Origin of the sequence: Streptomyces sp. NPDC047108 (assembly GCF_040643575.1) — a bacterium.
GTDB lineage: Bacteria > Actinomycetota > Actinomycetes > Streptomycetales > Streptomycetaceae > Streptomyces.
Genome location: NZ_JBEYUP010000007.1, coordinates 19,197 through 34,611, shown reverse-complemented (window position 1 = coordinate 34,611; position 15,415 = coordinate 19,197). Strand labels below are relative to the sequence as shown.

The following is a 15,415-nucleotide window of genomic DNA, read 5'->3' as shown; positions in this document are numbered from 1 at the left end:
CCGATCCGCGGGTGCCGGGCGTGTGCGCCACCCGAACGGATTCGAACTCACGTACTATTAGGACCGTGGCGGACACCTATGACTTCCCCGAGGACCTCCTGGAGGCGCAGCAGGAGCTGCATCAGGTGCGGCACGAGCTGAGCGCGCTCTACGGGCGCCTGCCGCGGTACACGGACGGCTGGCGGGACGAGGACCGCTCGAAGGTCGGCGCACTGCTGGACCGCGACCTGGCACTCGCGGTGTTCGTGAGCACCCACGCCTTCTGGGACTCCCTCGAAGGCCCGACACGCGTCACGGCGCGCGCGGCGCTCAAGCATGTGAACGGCGCAGGGGACGGAACAGCGGCGGAGGATACGAACGGCTGACGGCAGCGGACCCGGGAGGTGTACGGGGAAGGGCGCAGCCCGAACTGGCAGGAATACGCTGGGAGTTGCGGACGCACCCCGCACCGGCGCGTCAGGCGTCGGGGCGGCGCTCACCGCCACCGGGCGCCGCGCCGCCGCCGGGCGCCGCGCCGCCGAGACCGCGGAGCCGTTCGAGCTCACGCCGGTCGCGCTTGGTCGGCCGGCCCGCACCGCGGTCGCGCCGAGCGACCTCGGCCGGTCCGAGGCGCTCGGGCGGCGGCGGGCTGTTGTCGACGTAGCACTGCACGGCCACGGGCGCGCCCACCCGCTTCCGTACGAGTCGCGCGACCACGACGATCCGCTCCCGTCCGGCGAGGCGCAGCCGCACCTCGTCCCCGGCGCGCACCGCGTGGGACGGCTTCACGCGCTCACCGTTGACACGGACGTGCCCGCCCCGGCAGGCCGTCGCAGCCATGGAACGGGTCTTGGTCAGGCGTACGGACCAGATCCAGCTGTCGACCCGTACGGTCCCCTCGTCGGAAGCCATGAACACGACTCTAGGCGGGGCGGCGGCCGGACAGGAGCGGGACGGCACACGTACAGCGGCTCCCCTTGGCCGGCGCCTCCCGTACGCGCCTGGCGGCGACCACAGCGCGAACGGCCCCCGGCGTTGCGTTTCCGCACGCCGGGGGCCGCATCTCGCACCCGGATCCGGACCGGGCTGGAGCGAGCCGGCCGACCGCCTCAGATGCAGGCGAAGGTCTTGTTGGCCAGGCTCGTGCTCAAGGTGCAGGTCTGGCCGCGGACCTGGCCGTTCGGCTGCCGGAAGGCCAGGCGCCAGGCCGTGGGGGTGGAGCGGAGATCTCCGTACCCGAAGACGCCCATGCCTCCCGGGGTGAGCGTCTGGGTTCTCGACACGTCGATGCGCTGCGGGGGCGTGCCGATCGACTGCCGCTCGACGTTTCTGTCATCGGGCCCGTTGACCAGGGTGGCGCCCGACGATCCCACGGTGAGCTGGGGCGGGCGGGCCGTGTTGAAGGCGAGCATCTGGTAGAGGTGGATGTGGCCCGACAGCACCATGCGGACGTTGTCCCGGAGCCGCCCCAGGGTCGTGCGGGCGACGGCCTCGTCGAGGACGGGCGTCACCCATTCCACGTTGCCGACCGGGAACCCTGCGGCCTTCACCATCCACACCGGCTTGTGCGTGACCACGAAGTAGTCGTGCGCGGGGTGCTGTTGGGCATCCTGGTTCACGGTCTCGAACTGGGCGGCGTAGATGTCCCGTTGAGCCGTGCTCCCGTTGTCGGCCGGATCGGCGTACGAGGAGTCCAGGTTGATGAGGTTGAGGGTACCGGCGCGGATGGCCGCGGGCGGGCTGTAGCGGCTGCACGAGTTGTTGGAGCGCAGCTGGTCGGCGAGGTACCGGAACCAGGCGCCGCCCGCGCCACCCTGCTGGATGTTGTTGCAGTCCTCGTGGTTGCCCCGGGCCAGGACGACCGGTGAGGTGCCCAGGAGCCTTTCGGCGGGCCGGAAGAAGTCGGCGACGACGCAGGCCCAACTGCCGTGGTCGGCCAGAGTCGTGCAGCCGGGATTCGCGGCCGGGTCGTTCTCCCTGCCGGGGTCCTCCCGGTAGAGGTAGTCACCGGTGTGGACGACGAGATCCGGCCGTGTCACGGTGGCGGCGCTGTCGGCGATCCGCTGGAACGGCCAGCCGTTCTGGTGGTCCGCGCAGTTCTGCACCACCCCCGTGACGGGGACGTCGCAGCCGCTGTCGCCGATGACGGCGATCCTGCCGGGGCGGGTCGCCGAGGTCCATGTCGGCAGGGGGAGCCGACCGTTCGCGGGGTGCAGCACGGCCGCCCGGACCGTCGTACGGTCGATCACCGCGTCGGACGAGCCGAGTGGTACCGGCCCCAACTCGCAGACGGTGGTGGGGAAATCCTGGCCGAGCGGCGTGCTCACCCGGAGCATCGGGTGACCGCTCCGGACCCCGGCCGGGTCGGTGTAACGCACCCAGGGACATGTCTGGCTGGTGTCGGTGGACACGTAGCGGATCTCGGTGCCGTTGCTCGTCAGCTGGGTCCATGCCCAGGCCTCGCTGGGCGCCGCGCCGGGCGGAGGGGTCTGCCCGGGCGGGGCGGTCGGCCGCGACGGCGGGGGCCCGGCGCCGTCGGGTCCGGCCTGTGCGGGAGCCGCGCCCGCCGTGAACGCCGTGGCCAGCAAGCTGACCACGGCGAGGGCGGCGATCCGAAGCCTCATGCTCACACTCCTCCGCTCGAGCGCCCCGGCCACCGCACATCGCATCACCGAGGTCACATCCTGGATTGGTCACCGACGGCGCCGACGCGTACACCGCGTCGAAGCCGAACGGCCTACAGGTGCGACCGGCGGTCCGCGGAGGGGTTACGAGGGGGCCGCGAGGGTGTCCTCGGAGCCCGCGGGAGACGTCGCGGGCCGGCGTGCCCGAGAGCGGCAGGGCCATGGCGAACCGCACGGCCCCGCCCGTCCGGTCCGGGGGGGGGGCGTGCACCGACGGCCGCGGAGCGCGGCGGCCCGGAAGGTGCCAGTGATCAACACCAACGGCACCACCCGAGGCGTGCTGGGTACGCCGGCACCACACGAAAACCCTTCCAGCCGACTGCCGTTCGCCGGCCGAAGGGGCCTTCCTCGGTCTGGCGGGTGCAGTTCGAACCTGAGCGCAGCCGCGGCGGGGGCGTCCGCGTGCCGCGCCGCTGTGGTGCAGCGGAATGCGGGTGGACAGCCGGGTCAGGCGGAATCAACGCCGGCGCACGGGACGGTCCACGCCGCCTCACCGGGGCTGGGAGTCCGCCCGGGCGCCGAGGACGGCCGCCAGTTGCTGCCGAGTGGAGACGCCGAGCTTGCGGTACGCGCTCTGGATGTGGTTGTTCACGGTCCGCACCGAAAGGCTCAGGTCTGTCGCGATGTCCTTGCTGGTCCGGCCGGCCGCGGCGAGAAGGGCGACCTCGCGTTCCCGATCGGTGAGCGGAACTGCGGCGGCGGCGGTCAGCAGGGGCGTACGGGCGCCCTGGCAGCGCGCGGCGGCGGCCGCCGCCCGCTGAGTGGCAGCCGCGGCAGCCCGGCTGCGGGACTTCCTCGCCCAGGCCGCGGCGGCCGCCGTCGCGGCCTCGGCCTCCAGCAGATCCGCGCCGAGCCGCGCGCACTCGCCCGCGACCGCCTCGAGCTCGTCCGGGTCGTCGGCGGCCAGCGCGGCCGCCAGGTGCTCGCGGGCACGGACCAGAGAGCTGTCGCTGACCCCGGCCAGCTCGGACAGCCGGCCGACGACGTCCGCGGCGCCTCCCATGCGTGCGGCGTCGGTGAGCAGCAGGGCCTCGCACGCGAGGTGTCCTGTGGTCCTCGCTGCCGCGGCCCCTTCCATGAGAGCGGCGCGTGCGGTCGCCAGGTGTCCGCGGGAGGCCAGCAGCCATGCCTCGCCGAGGAGTTCCTCCCCCGTGGAGAAGACGGCCGGGGTGACCGGCGGGGAGTCGTGACGTTCGGCCAGTGCCGCCTCCGCGGCGTCCGCGTCACCCACGACGGCCGCGCAGGCGGCGATATGGCTCAGCGCCAGACGCAGTGTCTTGATGAACCCGAGGCTGCGGGCGAGTGCGGCGGCTTCGGCGTGCCAGCGGCGGGCGGCGGCCACATGCCCCGCCATCCACTCGACACGACCGATCACCAGGGCCATCCACACCTGGACGACCGGGTTGGCGTCGCCGAGTTCGGCGTTCGCCTGCTCGCCGGTGGCACTCGCATCGGCCAGCCGGCCGGCCTCGCCGAGGGCGAACGCCAGGGCGATCTTCTCCACCGCCGGATGCGCCACCACCGCGTGCTCGTCCGCCTCGAGGTGTGCCACGTAGGCCCGTTCGGCCAGCTTCACCGCCTCGCCGGTACGGCCGACCAGCGCGAGCCCGACGGGTTTCATCAGCGCACCGCGAAGCCATGCGTTGACGTCGGGCGCCTTGGTGAAGTCTTCCTCCATCTCTTCCAACAGGGCCAGTCCCTCCCGCGGCTGCCCCGCCCCGATCCGGACGAACCCCTCGTTGATCCGCAGCATGTGCCGGGCGGCGGGCGTGGAGGCTTCGGCCGCCGCGGTGTCGTTGGCCGCCAGTGCCTCGGAGACATCGGCGTTGCTCCAGACCAGATTCGAGGTACGGCCCAGGGTGACGCTCAGCCGCTCACCTTCGTCGGCGGCGCGCGCGTACGCCTCGGCGAAGGTCGCCTCGGCGTCGTCCCATCTGCCGAGTATCAGTTGGGACTCCCCGATGATCAGGCGGCCGACGAAGGGCCGCGCGTCCTCGGGGATCGCCTGGAGAAGGGCGACCACCTGACGGTCGTCGTGGGCGAGGCGGGCGAAGGCGGCCGCCCGGAAGAGCAGGCCGGGGTCCGCGGTACCGGTGGCGGCCAGCCGCCAAGAGGCGACGCGCAGCGCGTCGCCACGCCGGCGGACGCCGAACGACTCGATACGCGCGGCGCGCCGCAGCAGCACCTCCCGGCGGCGCAAGGTGGGGATGGTCGACCGCAGCACCTCCGCGTACAGCGGGTGCACCAAAGTCACGCCGGTGCGCCTACCGTCGTGCACGCTTCGTATCAGTCCGGCCTCCTCCAGACCGATCAGCACCTCCGGCGGTGCCTTGAGCTCCACATCGGCCACGGACAGCGGCTCGCACAGCGCGAGCAGTTCCAGTACGGGGCGTCCGGCGGGCCCGGCGGCGGCCAGCCGGGTGCTGATGAGCTCCGTCAGCCGGGGCGTGCCCTTCAGCGCCCCCTCGGCCATCGACCACACCTCCCCGTCGGTGGTCAGTGTGTGGTCGGCCAGCGCGCCGAGGACGAGCTCGCGGAGGTAGAGCACGTTCCCGCCGGATGCGTGATGCAACCCGTACAGGGTGCGCCGGTCCACGGGCCCGCCAAGGGCCGCCTCCAGCACCCCTGCCATCTGATGCTGGTCGAATGCCGCCAGGTCGATCCGGTGCATCGCCTCCGCGCCCGTCAGCACCTGCACGGCCTCACCGCCGACCGGTTCACCGGGCCGCTCGGTGCGTACGGTGCCGATCAGACGCACCACGCGGGCGTCCAGCAGTTGCCGCAGCAGGACCGCGGAGGTGGCGTCCAGCAGGTGCAGGTCGTCGACGAGCAGTGCCCACCGCTGACGGTCCGGCCCGGCGAGTGCGCGGGCGACCGCGCGGAACCCCTCCACCGGGTCGGAGAGATCCACTCCCCTCGGGATCAGGTGGGCGATCGCCCCCAGCGGCACCACGGCGGCCGCGGCGGACGCGGTCGCCCTGCCGCCCCGGTAGCCATTGCGGACGGCCCGGGCGAGGCACTCCTCGGCCAGCCGCGACTTGCCCACTCCGGCCGACCCGAAGATCACCAGCCCCTCGCTCCGCCGGCGCGCCCACGCCGCCGAGAAGCCCTCGAGCTCCCGGTCCCGCGCGGCCAGCGGCCAGCGCGACGGCGGCTCGTGCATGGTCACGCCAACCTCCCGGGCGGCACTGTCCGTCGATGCCCCCATCGGTCCGCCTACCACCACAGTACGTTTGCCCGATTATGTCGGCTCTTCGGGACGCCGGATCGGACGGATCGACGGCCGCAGCGTCGACGATCCGCCGCAAGCGAGCCCTCCTCAACAACGCCCTGGTGTACGCGGTCGACGCAGGCTCCTCACCGAGATGCACTCCCCCACGTCCGCTGGACACTCCCTGAACCGGTCGAAGAGGAGAGCGGTCCCCAGCGCGTGCCCAACCCTGTTCAAGCAGCGAAGCTGCTCGATTCCGAGGACAAGTCCAGCACGTCGCGGCTCCGTTCCCTGATCAGCCGACGCCTGGCACCCCAACTGCACGAGTGGAAGGTCGGACATCAGCCAGAGCGCTACACGTACGGCCGTGGAGGCCGCGGCTACGGGAGCGCTCGCCGCTATCGCCCTGTGGTCGAACGTCACTGATCCCACGCGCGCATAGGGCCGCCCCCCGCCGAGGGCCGGCCCCTTCCTGCTTCTCACGTCGTTCCCGGACTCCTGCGACTGGACTTCGTCGCCGAGGTCATCACGGACAGGAAGATGACAATTGGGCGGCAACTTCCCGGCTTTGACGCGAGGTCAGCGGACGTCGAACGAGTGGGTCTGGTAACCGCTCGTGGTGGTACAGGCATAAAGCCGGGCGTAGGTGGGGCGCACAAGGAACTCCTCTACTCGGAATCGACCCCGCTTCGCGGTTCGATACTTTCCGTATGCAAGAAAGTGCGCTGAGTTACCGAAATGGGGGGCCTGGATAGGCCACGCGAGCGTGTCAAGGACTGCCTCTCAAACCTCGACATGAAGCGCCGACCAGGAAGCTTCGCACTACCAGGCCCCCTTACCTGCGTTCCCTCACGCCTGCCCAGCAAAAGCAAGGCACTTGGAACCCCGCATGCGACGGAAGGCTCTGCCTGACAGGCCGGGGCGGTGCCGACTCAACTGCTTGAGAGTGGGGCAAGCCCCGCCCAGTGCTCGAGTTCGAGTGGGCGGGGCCCGTTTGTTGTGCTGCCCTGATGCTCGCGGCCAGGGGCGCTGCAGACGGTCCGGGACCTCTCAGGCTCGTCGGGCCGGTCAAGCCGCCTGCGACCCCCGGCGCCGTGCCCACACCAGGCGATGGAGCCTTCGAGACGCTGTCGTTGCGAACAAGGGGAGAGCGGCCTGTCGGCCTGCGGCGAGGTCCAGCGTTCCGTGTGGCGCCCCGTCACTCGACATGACAACGGCGGGTCGCGGATGGATCTCGTCCACGGCCCGTCCAGAACTACTGGTAAAGGGCGAGAACGAACGAGACAGGGCAAGACAGTACGGGCCGCTCAGCGAAGCAACACAAAGGGCCCTTGGCCTGCGTCTCCGCAGGCCAAGGGCCCTTCTTCGCGTGTGGCGGGTGCAGGGTTCGAACCTGCGTAGGCGTAAGCCGACAGATTTACAGTCTGCTCCCTTTGGCCGCTCGGGCAACCCGCCGGGAATGTGGCCGGGACGTGCGCTTTTCGCGCGGTGCTCCCTGGCAACGTCGTAAACCATACCCGATGGCAGGGGGTGCTTCGCCACCCGGTTGATCGCCGCTGGAACGCGGTCCCGGGTGACTAGGCTGACGGTGCGGGCCGGGGACGGTTCCGTACACATGACGGATCTACGTACGAGGAGCCAACTCACCATGGCCGACTCCAGTTTCGACATCGTCTCGAAGGTCGAGCGGCAGGAGGTCGACAACGCCCTCAACCAGGCGAGCCGCGAGATCTCCCAGCGGTACGACTTCAAGAACGTCGGGGCATCCATCGAGTGGTCCGGCGAGAAGATCGAGATGCGGGCCAACTCCGAGGAGCGGGTCAAGGCGATCCTCGACGTCTTCCAGTCCAAGCTGGTCAAGCGCGGCATCTCGCTGAAGGCCCTCGACACGGGCGAGCCGCAGGCCTCGGGCAAGGAGTACAAGATCTTCGCCTCGCTGCAGGAGGGGATCACTCAGGACAACGCGAAGAAGGTCGCCAAGATCATCCGCGACGAGGGCCCGAAGGGCGTCAAGGCGCAGGTGCAGGGCGACGAGCTGCGGGTGAGCTCGAAGAGCCGGGACGACCTGCAGTCCGTGATCGCGCTGCTGAAGGGCAAGGACCTCGACTTCGCGGTGCAGTTCGTCAACTACAGGTGACGGCGGGCCTGCCGCGCGGCGCGTAGCGGTCGGCGGCCTGTTGTCGCGGGGCTCGCGGGACGCCGCGAGCCCGGCGGCGAGCGCACGGTGGTACACGGCGGTACGGCGGCGGCGTCGTACCGCCGTCGTCGTTCCCGGCCGTTCGCGTCCTCCCTGCCTCCGCGCCTTCGCGTCCTCCGCGGACGTCACCAGGTCCTGGCGAACTCCCCCTGGTCCGTGGGGACGATCTCGCGCCCCAGCGGCATCAGCGAGATGGGGATCAGCTTGAGGTTCGCCCAGCCGAACGGGATCCCGATGATCGACAGGAACAGCGGGATGCTCGTGACCAGGTGGCCGAGGGCGAGCCACCAGCCCGCGAAGATCAACCAGATCACATTGCCGACGAACGAGGGCGCCCCCGCGTCCCCCCGTTCCACGGCCGCTCTGCCGAACGGCCACAGCACGTACCCCGCGATGCGGAGGGCGGCGATGCCGAACGGGATGGTGATGATGAGGATGAAGCAGACGAGGGCTGCTACGGCGTAGGCGATGGCCATCCATATGCCGCAGAAGATCAACCAGAGAACGTTCAATATCAGATTGATCGGCGTCATGCCTCCAGCGTCCCACGGTGACGGACCGGCCGCGCTCCGGGCCGCCGGGCGCTCTCGCGGCGTCGTTCCGGGCCGCTGGCGCCCGCGGGAACCGGCGTCGCGCCTGCCGCGGGCGTCGGGTCGCGGCGGTGCCTCAGCTGCGGTAGCCCGCCATCTGCTCGAGCCGGGCGATGCGCTCCTTCATCGGCGGATGCGTGGAGAAGAGCTTGGACATGCCCGTTCCGGCGCGGAACGGGTTGGCGATCATCAGGTGGCTCGTGGTCTCCAGGCGCGGCTCGGGCGGCAGCGGAAGCTGCTTCGTGCCCGCTTCGAGCTTGCGCAGGGCGGAGGCCAGGGCCAGCGGGTCGCCGGTGAGCTGGGCGCCCGAGGCGTCTGCCTCGTACTCCCGGGAGCGGCTGACGGCGAGCTGGATCAGGGAGGCCGCGAGCGGGCCGAGAATCAGGATCAGCAGGAAGCCGAGGATGCCGGGGCCCTCGTCGTCGTCGGACCGGCCTATGGGGATCAGCCAGGCGAAGTTGACCAGGAACATCACCACGGACGCAAGCGCACCCGCGACCGAGGAGATGAGGATGTCGCGGTTGTAGACATGGCTCAGCTCATGGCCGATGACGCCGCGCAGTTCGCGCTCGGTGAGGATCTGCAGGATGCCGTCGGTGCAGCAGACCGCGGCGTTGCGCGGATTGCGGCCCGTGGCGAACGCATTCGGCGCCTGGGTGGGCGAGATGTAGAGCCGCGGCATGGGCTGCCGGGCGGCGGTCGAGAGTTCGCGGACCATGCGGTAGAGGGCCGGTGCCTCGAACTCGCTTACCGGCCGGGCCCGCATGGCGCGCAGGGCGAGCTTGTCGCTGTTCCAGTAGGCGTACGCGTTCATGCCCAGCGCCACGACGACGGCGACGATCAGGCCCATCCGGCCGAAGAAGCTGCCGATGACGATGATGAGTGCCGACAGGCCGCCCAGAAGCAGGGCAGTCCTCAGTCCGTTGTGCCGGCGGTGCACGGTACGCCCTCCCAGTGCTGTGGCGGGGACCCCTCTTACTCGGTCTCTTCCACTCTCCAGTGGACCCTTCTGCACTGGTCAACGCGAGGCGGGTTCCCCTGGTTCCCTGGTCCGGCCGGGCAGGGCAGGGGGCGTACGGGTGACGCGAGAGGTGCGCAGGCGGCGTCCGGCGCGCCTCAGAGCAGCGTCGCCGAGGCGAACCGGAGGACGAGCTGGGGCGCGCCGGAGAGGGCGATGCCCAGGAGCGCGGCGACGGCGATGGCGGCGGTCAGCGGCGCCGGGACCCGGGCCTTCACGGGAGCGGGAGCGGCTGCGGCTGCGGCTGCGGCGGCGGCGGCGGGCGCGCCCTCGGGTGCGCGGAAGAGGACGGCCGTCCACTGCAGGTAGTAGTAGAGCGCGATGACGACGTTGACGGCCATGACCACGGCCAGCCAGGCCAGTCCGGCGTCCACGGCGACCGAGAAGACGGTCACCTTGGCGAAGAGGCCGATGACGCCCGGTGGCAGGCCGGCCAGGTTGAGCAGGAAGAAGCCCATCGCGAGGGCGGCGAGCGGGTGGGAGGCGTACAGGCCGCGGTAGTCGTCGATGCGGCCCGCGGGGCTCGTACGGCTGACGAGTGCGGCGACGCCGAAGGCGCCGAGGTTCACGGCGCCGTACATCAGGGCGTACGCGACGGTGGAGCCGATCGCACGGGCGGGGTCGTCTGCGTAGCCCGCGGCCGCGACGGGCACCAGCAGATACCCGGCCTGGGAGACCGACGACCAGGCCAGCAGACGTACGGCGCTGTGGGCGCGGTCGGGGCGCTGGCGGAGGGCCGCGACATTGCCCGCGGTCATGGTGAGCGCGGCGAGCACGGCGACGACCGGGCCCCACACGTGCGCGTACGACGGAAACGCGACGACCGTGACCAGGATGATCCCGGTGAAGCCGACGGCCTTGCCGATGACGGAGAGGTACGCGGCGACGGGCAGCGGCGCCCCGACGTAGGTGTCCGGCACCCAGAAGTGGAAGGGTACGGCGGCGGTCTTGAAGGCGAAGCCGACGAGCGTGATGGCCACGCCGGCCGTGACCAGGGTGTCGAAGCGGCCCGGGACGTCGTTCAGGCGGGAGGCGACCTCGGTGAGGTGCAGGCTGCCGGTGGCGGCGTAGACGAAGCTGACGCCGAGCAGGGTGACGGCCGTCGCGGCGACCGAGGAGAGGAAGAACTTGAGCGCGGCCTCCGAGGAGAGCCGGTCGCCGCGGCGCAGGCCGACCAGTGCGAAGGCGGGGAGCGAGGCCACTTCGAGCGCGACGACGAGGGTGGCGAGGTCGCGCGACGCGGGCAGCAGGGCCGCACCGGCGGCCGAGGCCAGCAGCAGGAACCAGTACTCCCCTGCCGGGAGTTGGGACTCGCGCACCGTGTGGACCGACAGCAGGGCCGACACCAGCGCGCCCGCGAGCACCAGGAGCTGGATCGCCAGCGTGAAGTGGTCGGCGGTGTAACTGCAGGCGTCGGCACCGGAGGTCAGGCAGAAGGTGCTGCGGTCGCCGTCGAGGAGCGGCAGGAGGGAGAGCGTGGCCAGGGCGAGGCCGGCGATCGCGATCCAGCCGAGGACGGGCTTGCGCCGCTCGGGGACGAAAAGGTCGGCGACGAGGGCGACGAGCCCGGCGACCGCGGCGATCGTGGGCGGGGCGACGGCGAGCCAGTCGACGGACTGGACCAGGCTTCCTGCGGCCACAGTCATCACTTGCCTCCTGCGAGGAGCTGCTGCACGGCCGGGGCGGTGAGGCCGATGAGGGCCGCGGGCCAGAGCCCGGCGAGAACGGTGAGGGCCACCAACGGGGTCCAGGCGGCGAACTCATGGCCGCGGACGTCGGCGAGGCCGGGGGCGGATCCGGGCCTGGCCCTGGGGTCGGTGGAGGGCTGATGCCCCTCGTCGGCCGCCTGCGGCTGCGGTTCGCCCTCCACGGCCGGATGGGGCTCGGGCTCCAGGCGCTCGCCCATGCACACGCGGCGTACGACCACCAGCAGGTACGCGGCGGTGAGCAGGGTGCCGAGACCCGCCATCACCATGAAGGTGAGGAACGCGGGGCGGCTGAGCCCCTCGGCCGGGCTGAACGCGGCGAACATCGCCAGCATCTCGCCCCAGAATCCGGCCAGTCCGGGCAGTCCGAGCGATGCGACGGCGGCGAACGCGAGCAGCGCGCCGAGCCGCGGGGCCTTCCCGTAGAGCGCGGCTCCGGTGGCCCCGGCGAGGCGGTCGAGGTCGGTGGAGCCGTAGCGCTCCTTGACCGCGCCGACGAGGAAGAAGAGGAGGCCGGTGATGAGGCCGTGGGCGATGTTGGCGAAGAGGGCGCCGTTGAGCCCGGTCGGGGTCAGGGTGGCGATGCCCAGGAGCACGAAGCCCATGTGGCCGACGGAGGAGTACGCGATGAGGCGCTTGAGGTCGCCCTTCGCACCGGAACGGGCGAGCGCGAGGCAGGCCAGCGATCCGTAGACGATTCCGACAGCGGCGAAGGCGGCGAGGTACGGGGCGAAGGTGCGCATGCCGTCGGGGGCGACGGGGAGCACGATCCGCACGAAGCCGTAGGTGCCCATCTTCAGCAGGACGCCGGCGAGGAGGACGGAGCCGACGGTGGGTGCGGCGGTGTGGGCGTCCGGGAGCCAGCTGTGCAGCGGCCACATCGGGGTCTTCACGGCGAGGCCGATGCCGATCGCGAGGACGGCGAGAAGTTGCGTGGTGTGACTGAGCGATGACCCGTTGTCAGTGGCGAGTGCCACCATGTCGAACGTGCCGCCCTGAAGCCCGACGAGGAGGAGGCCGAGCAGCATGACGACCGAACCGAGCAACGTGAAGAGGATGAACTTCCAGGCGGAGGCCTCGCGGCGCTCACCGCCCCAGCGGGCGATGAGGAAGTACATCGGGATGAGCACCATCTCGAACGCCAGGAAGAACAGCAGCAGATCGAGCACGGCGAAGGTGGCGAGCGTGCCTGCCTCGAGGAGGAGGAGCAGCGCGACGAACGCCTTGGCCGAGCCGCCGCCGGCGCGGGGTGCCCCGTCGTCGGACGCGGTCCGGGCGAACGGCGGGCGGAAGTAGCTGTAGAGCGCGCAGAGGAAGGTCAGCAGCGCGGTCAGCACGAGAAGGGGGAGCGAGATGCCGTCGATGCCAAGGTGGATCCGCACGTCGAGGGCGGGGATCCAGCTGATGTCCGTCGTGGCCTGGATCTTCGACGGGTGGTCGTGGTCGAAGCCGATCGCCAGGGCGATGGAGAGGGCGAGGACGACGCCGGTGACGGTCACGCCGTGGCGCAGCACGGCCTGTTGGGGGTTCCTGCCCCGGAGCCCGGGCGGCGCGGGGAGCAGCGCGGCGGCCGCGCCGATCAGGGGGAGGACGACGACGGCCGCGAGAAGGTACTGCACAGCGGTCTCATTGATCAGGCCACTCATGGCTCACGCTCCGGCGGCGACGAGGACGGCGGCGATAGCCAGGACGACGGAGCCGGCGAGCAGGGCGCTGAGATAGGTCTGCACGTTGCCGGTCTGGGCGCGGCGGACGACCGCGCCGAGCAGGCGGGCGGAACCGCCCGCGCCGCGCACATAGGTGTCGACGACCTCGCGGTCGAGGAAGCGGACGAGCCGGGCGGCGCCGTTCACGGGGCGTACGAACAGCGCGGCGTAGACCGCGTCGAGGTGGAAGCCGTGGGCCGCGGGCCGGTGGAGCGGGCCGAGCAGGAGGCGTCCGGGGTCGGCCGGGTCGTCGGCGGAGGCGATGTCGCCGTAGACGGCCTCGTGGGTGTCGATGGCCTCGATCTCGGTGAGGGCGGGCTCGGTGTGCGGGTGCGCCGCGACCGCGCCGACCGGGATCCGGCGGGCGAGGGAAGTGGTGTGGCGCCAGGCCGCGTAGGTGACGAGGGCGCCGACGAGTCCGAGGCCGGTGCCGAGCACCGAGGTGGTGAGCGTCGGGTCGAGCGACCGGTCGTCGAACCAGCCGGGGAGGAAGCCGACGGTGATGCCGAAGGCGGCGGTGGGGAGGAAGAGCACCCACAGCATGGCGTTCATGACGACGGGCTGCCGGCCGAGGTCGGGGGCGGGCGCGCCCTTGCCGTGGAAGGCGAGGAGCCAGAGGCGGGCGGCGTAGCCCGCGGTGAGGAGGGCGGTGAGCAGTCCGGAGACGAGGACGATCCAGCCCGCGGGGCCGGGGATCCCGTCGGCGTGGCCGGTCGCCGCGTGCTCGGCGGCGCCCAGGACGGCCTCCTTGGAGAAGAAGCCCGCGAAGGGCGGGATCGCGGCGAGGGCGAGGAGTGCGACGGTCATCGTCCAGTACGCGTCCGGGATGCGGCGGGCCAGCCCGTCCATCCGGCTCATCGCGGCAAGGGAGTTGGTGCCGGCGGCGGCGATCACGACGCCCGCGCCGAGGAAGAGGAGCGCCTTGAAGGCGCCGTGGGAGAGGAGGTGGAAGACGGCGGCGCCGCGGTCGCCGACCGCTAGGGCACCGGTCATGTAGCCGAGCTGGCCGATCGTCGAATAGGCCAGGACGCGCTTGATGTCGTCCTGGGCGAGCGCGGCGAGGGCGGAGCCGACCATGGTGACGGCGGCCATCACGGCCATCACGACCAGTGCGGCCGCGGAGGCGGCGAAGACGGGCAGCAGCCGGGCGATGAAGTACACGCCCGCGGCGACCATGGTCGCCGCGTGGATCAGCGCGGAGACGGGGGTGGGGCCCGCCATCGCGTCGGGCAGCCAGGTGTGCAGGGGGAACTGCGCGGACTTGCCCGCGACACCGGCGAGCAACAGCAGCGCGATGAGGGTGGGGTGGTCGAGACCGTCACCGGAGACGACGGCGGTGAGGATGCCGTTGATCCGGAAGGTTCCGGCGTCGGCGGCGAGTGCGAACAGGCCGAAGAGGAAGGGGACATCACCGAGCTTGGTGACCAGGAACGCCTTGATGGAGGCGGACCGGGCGGCCTCGGTCTCCCAGTAGTGCCCGACGAGGAAGTACGAGCAGATGCCCATGATCTCCCAGCCGACCAGCAGCACCATCAGGTCGCCGGAGTAGACGACGAGCAGCATCGCGGAGGTGAAGAGGGAGACGAACGCGGCGTACGAGGCGTAGCGCGGGTCGTTGCGCAGATAGCCGGTCGAGTAGAGCTGCACGCACGTGGCGACGACGCCGACGAGTACGGCCACCAGTGCCGCGAACCCGTCGATGGAGAGCGCGAGATCGATGGGGACCGAGCCGGTGGGCGTGAGCTGCGTCGCCGCCTCGATCGTGTCGCCGCCGCCCTGTCGTACGGCGACGACCACCGCGAGCACGGCGGCGGTCAGGGTCGGCAGGATGGCCAGCGGCCGGACGAAGCCGGGCGCGCGGCGGCCGGTCATCAGGCCCGCCGCCGCCCCGAGGAAGGGCAGCAGCGGGACGAGGACGGCGAGGGTCGTGGTCGTCACGCGGCGGCCTCCGCCTGCTGGGCCGGGGTCTGCTGGGCCTGCTGCTCGTCCGGACGGCCGTCGACGTCCGGGCCGTCGGGCCGCTCGGCGAGGTCGCGGAGCCGGTCGACGTCGGAGCTGCCGCGGTTGCGGTACACGAGCAGCACGATCGCCAGGCCGATGCCGATCTCGGCGGCGGCGATGGTGATGGTGAAGAGGGTGAGCGCCTGGCCTGCGTGGAGGGTGTCGCGGAGCCAGACGTCGAAGGCGACGAGGTTGAGGTTGACCGCGTTGAGCATCAGCTCGACGGACATCAGGACCAGGATCGCGTTGCGCCGGGCGAGCACACCGTAGAGACCGGTGCAGAAGAGGAGGACGGCGAGGACGGCGGGATAGGCGAGGTGCAT

The 15,415-nt window shown here is 71.5% G+C and carries 11 protein-coding genes and 1 tRNA gene; 2 read left to right on the top strand and 10 right to left on the bottom strand.

Features of this window, described 5'->3' with window-relative positions:
* Positions 1-65 precede the first annotated feature (65 nt).
* Entirely contained in the window at positions 66-365 is a 300-nt protein-coding gene (locus ABZ822_RS16460; RefSeq protein WP_360853449.1) for a hypothetical protein, read from the top strand.
* 91 nt (positions 366-456) lie between these two features.
* Here the strand turns inward: ABZ822_RS16460 and ABZ822_RS16455 are convergent, their stop codons facing one another.
* The 4 genes from ABZ822_RS16455 to ABZ822_RS16440 all read right to left on the bottom strand — a co-directional run bounded on the left by ABZ822_RS16455 (position 457) and on the right by ABZ822_RS16440 (position 7,329).
* The gene (locus ABZ822_RS16455) at positions 457-891 is read right to left on the bottom strand and encodes an RNA-binding S4 domain-containing protein (protein ID WP_360853446.1); all 435 of its coding nucleotides are present in this window, start codon (positions 889-891) and stop codon (positions 457-459) included.
* Positions 892-1,088: 197 nt separating this feature from the next.
* On the bottom strand, positions 1,089-2,603 hold the full coding sequence (locus ABZ822_RS16450; protein ID WP_360853443.1) for a metallophosphoesterase: 1,515 nt from the start codon (positions 2,601-2,603) through the stop codon (positions 1,089-1,091).
* A 550-nt stretch (positions 2,604-3,153) separates the two neighbouring features.
* Positions 3,154-5,826 carry a LuxR family transcriptional regulator gene (locus ABZ822_RS16445; protein WP_360854189.1) on the bottom strand — a complete coding sequence of 891 codons (2,673 nt, stop codon included), beginning with the start codon at positions 5,824-5,826 and terminating at the stop codon, positions 3,154-3,156.
* Positions 5,827-7,246: 1,420 nt separating this feature from the next.
* Positions 7,247-7,329 (bottom strand) — tRNA-Tyr (locus tag ABZ822_RS16440).
* Between the two features lie 193 nt (positions 7,330-7,522).
* On the opposite strand from ABZ822_RS16440, the gene ABZ822_RS16435 reads away from it, so the two are divergent.
* On the top strand, positions 7,523-8,011 hold the full coding sequence (locus ABZ822_RS16435) for a YajQ family cyclic di-GMP-binding protein (RefSeq protein ID WP_360853440.1): 489 nt from the start codon (positions 7,523-7,525) through the stop codon (positions 8,009-8,011).
* Between the two features lie 185 nt (positions 8,012-8,196).
* Here ABZ822_RS16435 and ABZ822_RS16430 read toward each other — a convergent pair whose 3' ends face one another.
* The 6 genes from ABZ822_RS16430 to nuoK all read right to left on the bottom strand — a co-directional run bounded on the left by ABZ822_RS16430 (position 8,197) and on the right by nuoK (position 15,415).
* Complete coding sequence (locus tag ABZ822_RS16430; RefSeq protein WP_360853437.1) at positions 8,197-8,604, bottom strand: YccF domain-containing protein; 408 nt, start codon at positions 8,602-8,604, stop codon at positions 8,197-8,199.
* Positions 8,605-8,737: 133 nt separating this feature from the next.
* On the bottom strand, positions 8,738-9,601 hold the full coding sequence (htpX, locus tag ABZ822_RS16425) for a zinc metalloprotease HtpX (protein WP_360853434.1): 864 nt from the start codon (positions 9,599-9,601) through the stop codon (positions 8,738-8,740).
* Between the two features lie 176 nt (positions 9,602-9,777).
* A complete protein-coding gene (locus ABZ822_RS16420) occupies positions 9,778-11,325 on the bottom strand; it encodes an NADH-quinone oxidoreductase subunit N (protein ID WP_360853432.1) in 1,548 nt (515 codons plus the stop codon).
* Positions 11,325-13,031, bottom strand: coding sequence for an NADH-quinone oxidoreductase subunit M (locus ABZ822_RS16415; RefSeq protein ID WP_360853429.1), 1,707 nt, complete (start codon positions 13,029-13,031; stop codon positions 11,325-11,327). Before ABZ822_RS16415 ends, ABZ822_RS16420 begins: the two co-directional genes overlap by 1 nt.
* A 3-nt stretch (positions 13,032-13,034) precedes the next feature.
* Positions 13,035-15,029 (bottom strand): NADH-quinone oxidoreductase subunit L, encoded by a 1,995-nt coding sequence (locus ABZ822_RS16410; RefSeq protein WP_360853427.1) that lies wholly within the window; start codon positions 15,027-15,029, stop codon positions 13,035-13,037.
* The gene (nuoK, locus tag ABZ822_RS16405) at positions 15,026-15,415 is read right to left on the bottom strand and encodes an NADH-quinone oxidoreductase subunit NuoK (RefSeq protein WP_360853424.1); all 390 of its coding nucleotides are present in this window, start codon (positions 15,413-15,415) and stop codon (positions 15,026-15,028) included. The genes ABZ822_RS16410 and nuoK overlap by 4 nt, the downstream gene beginning before the upstream one ends.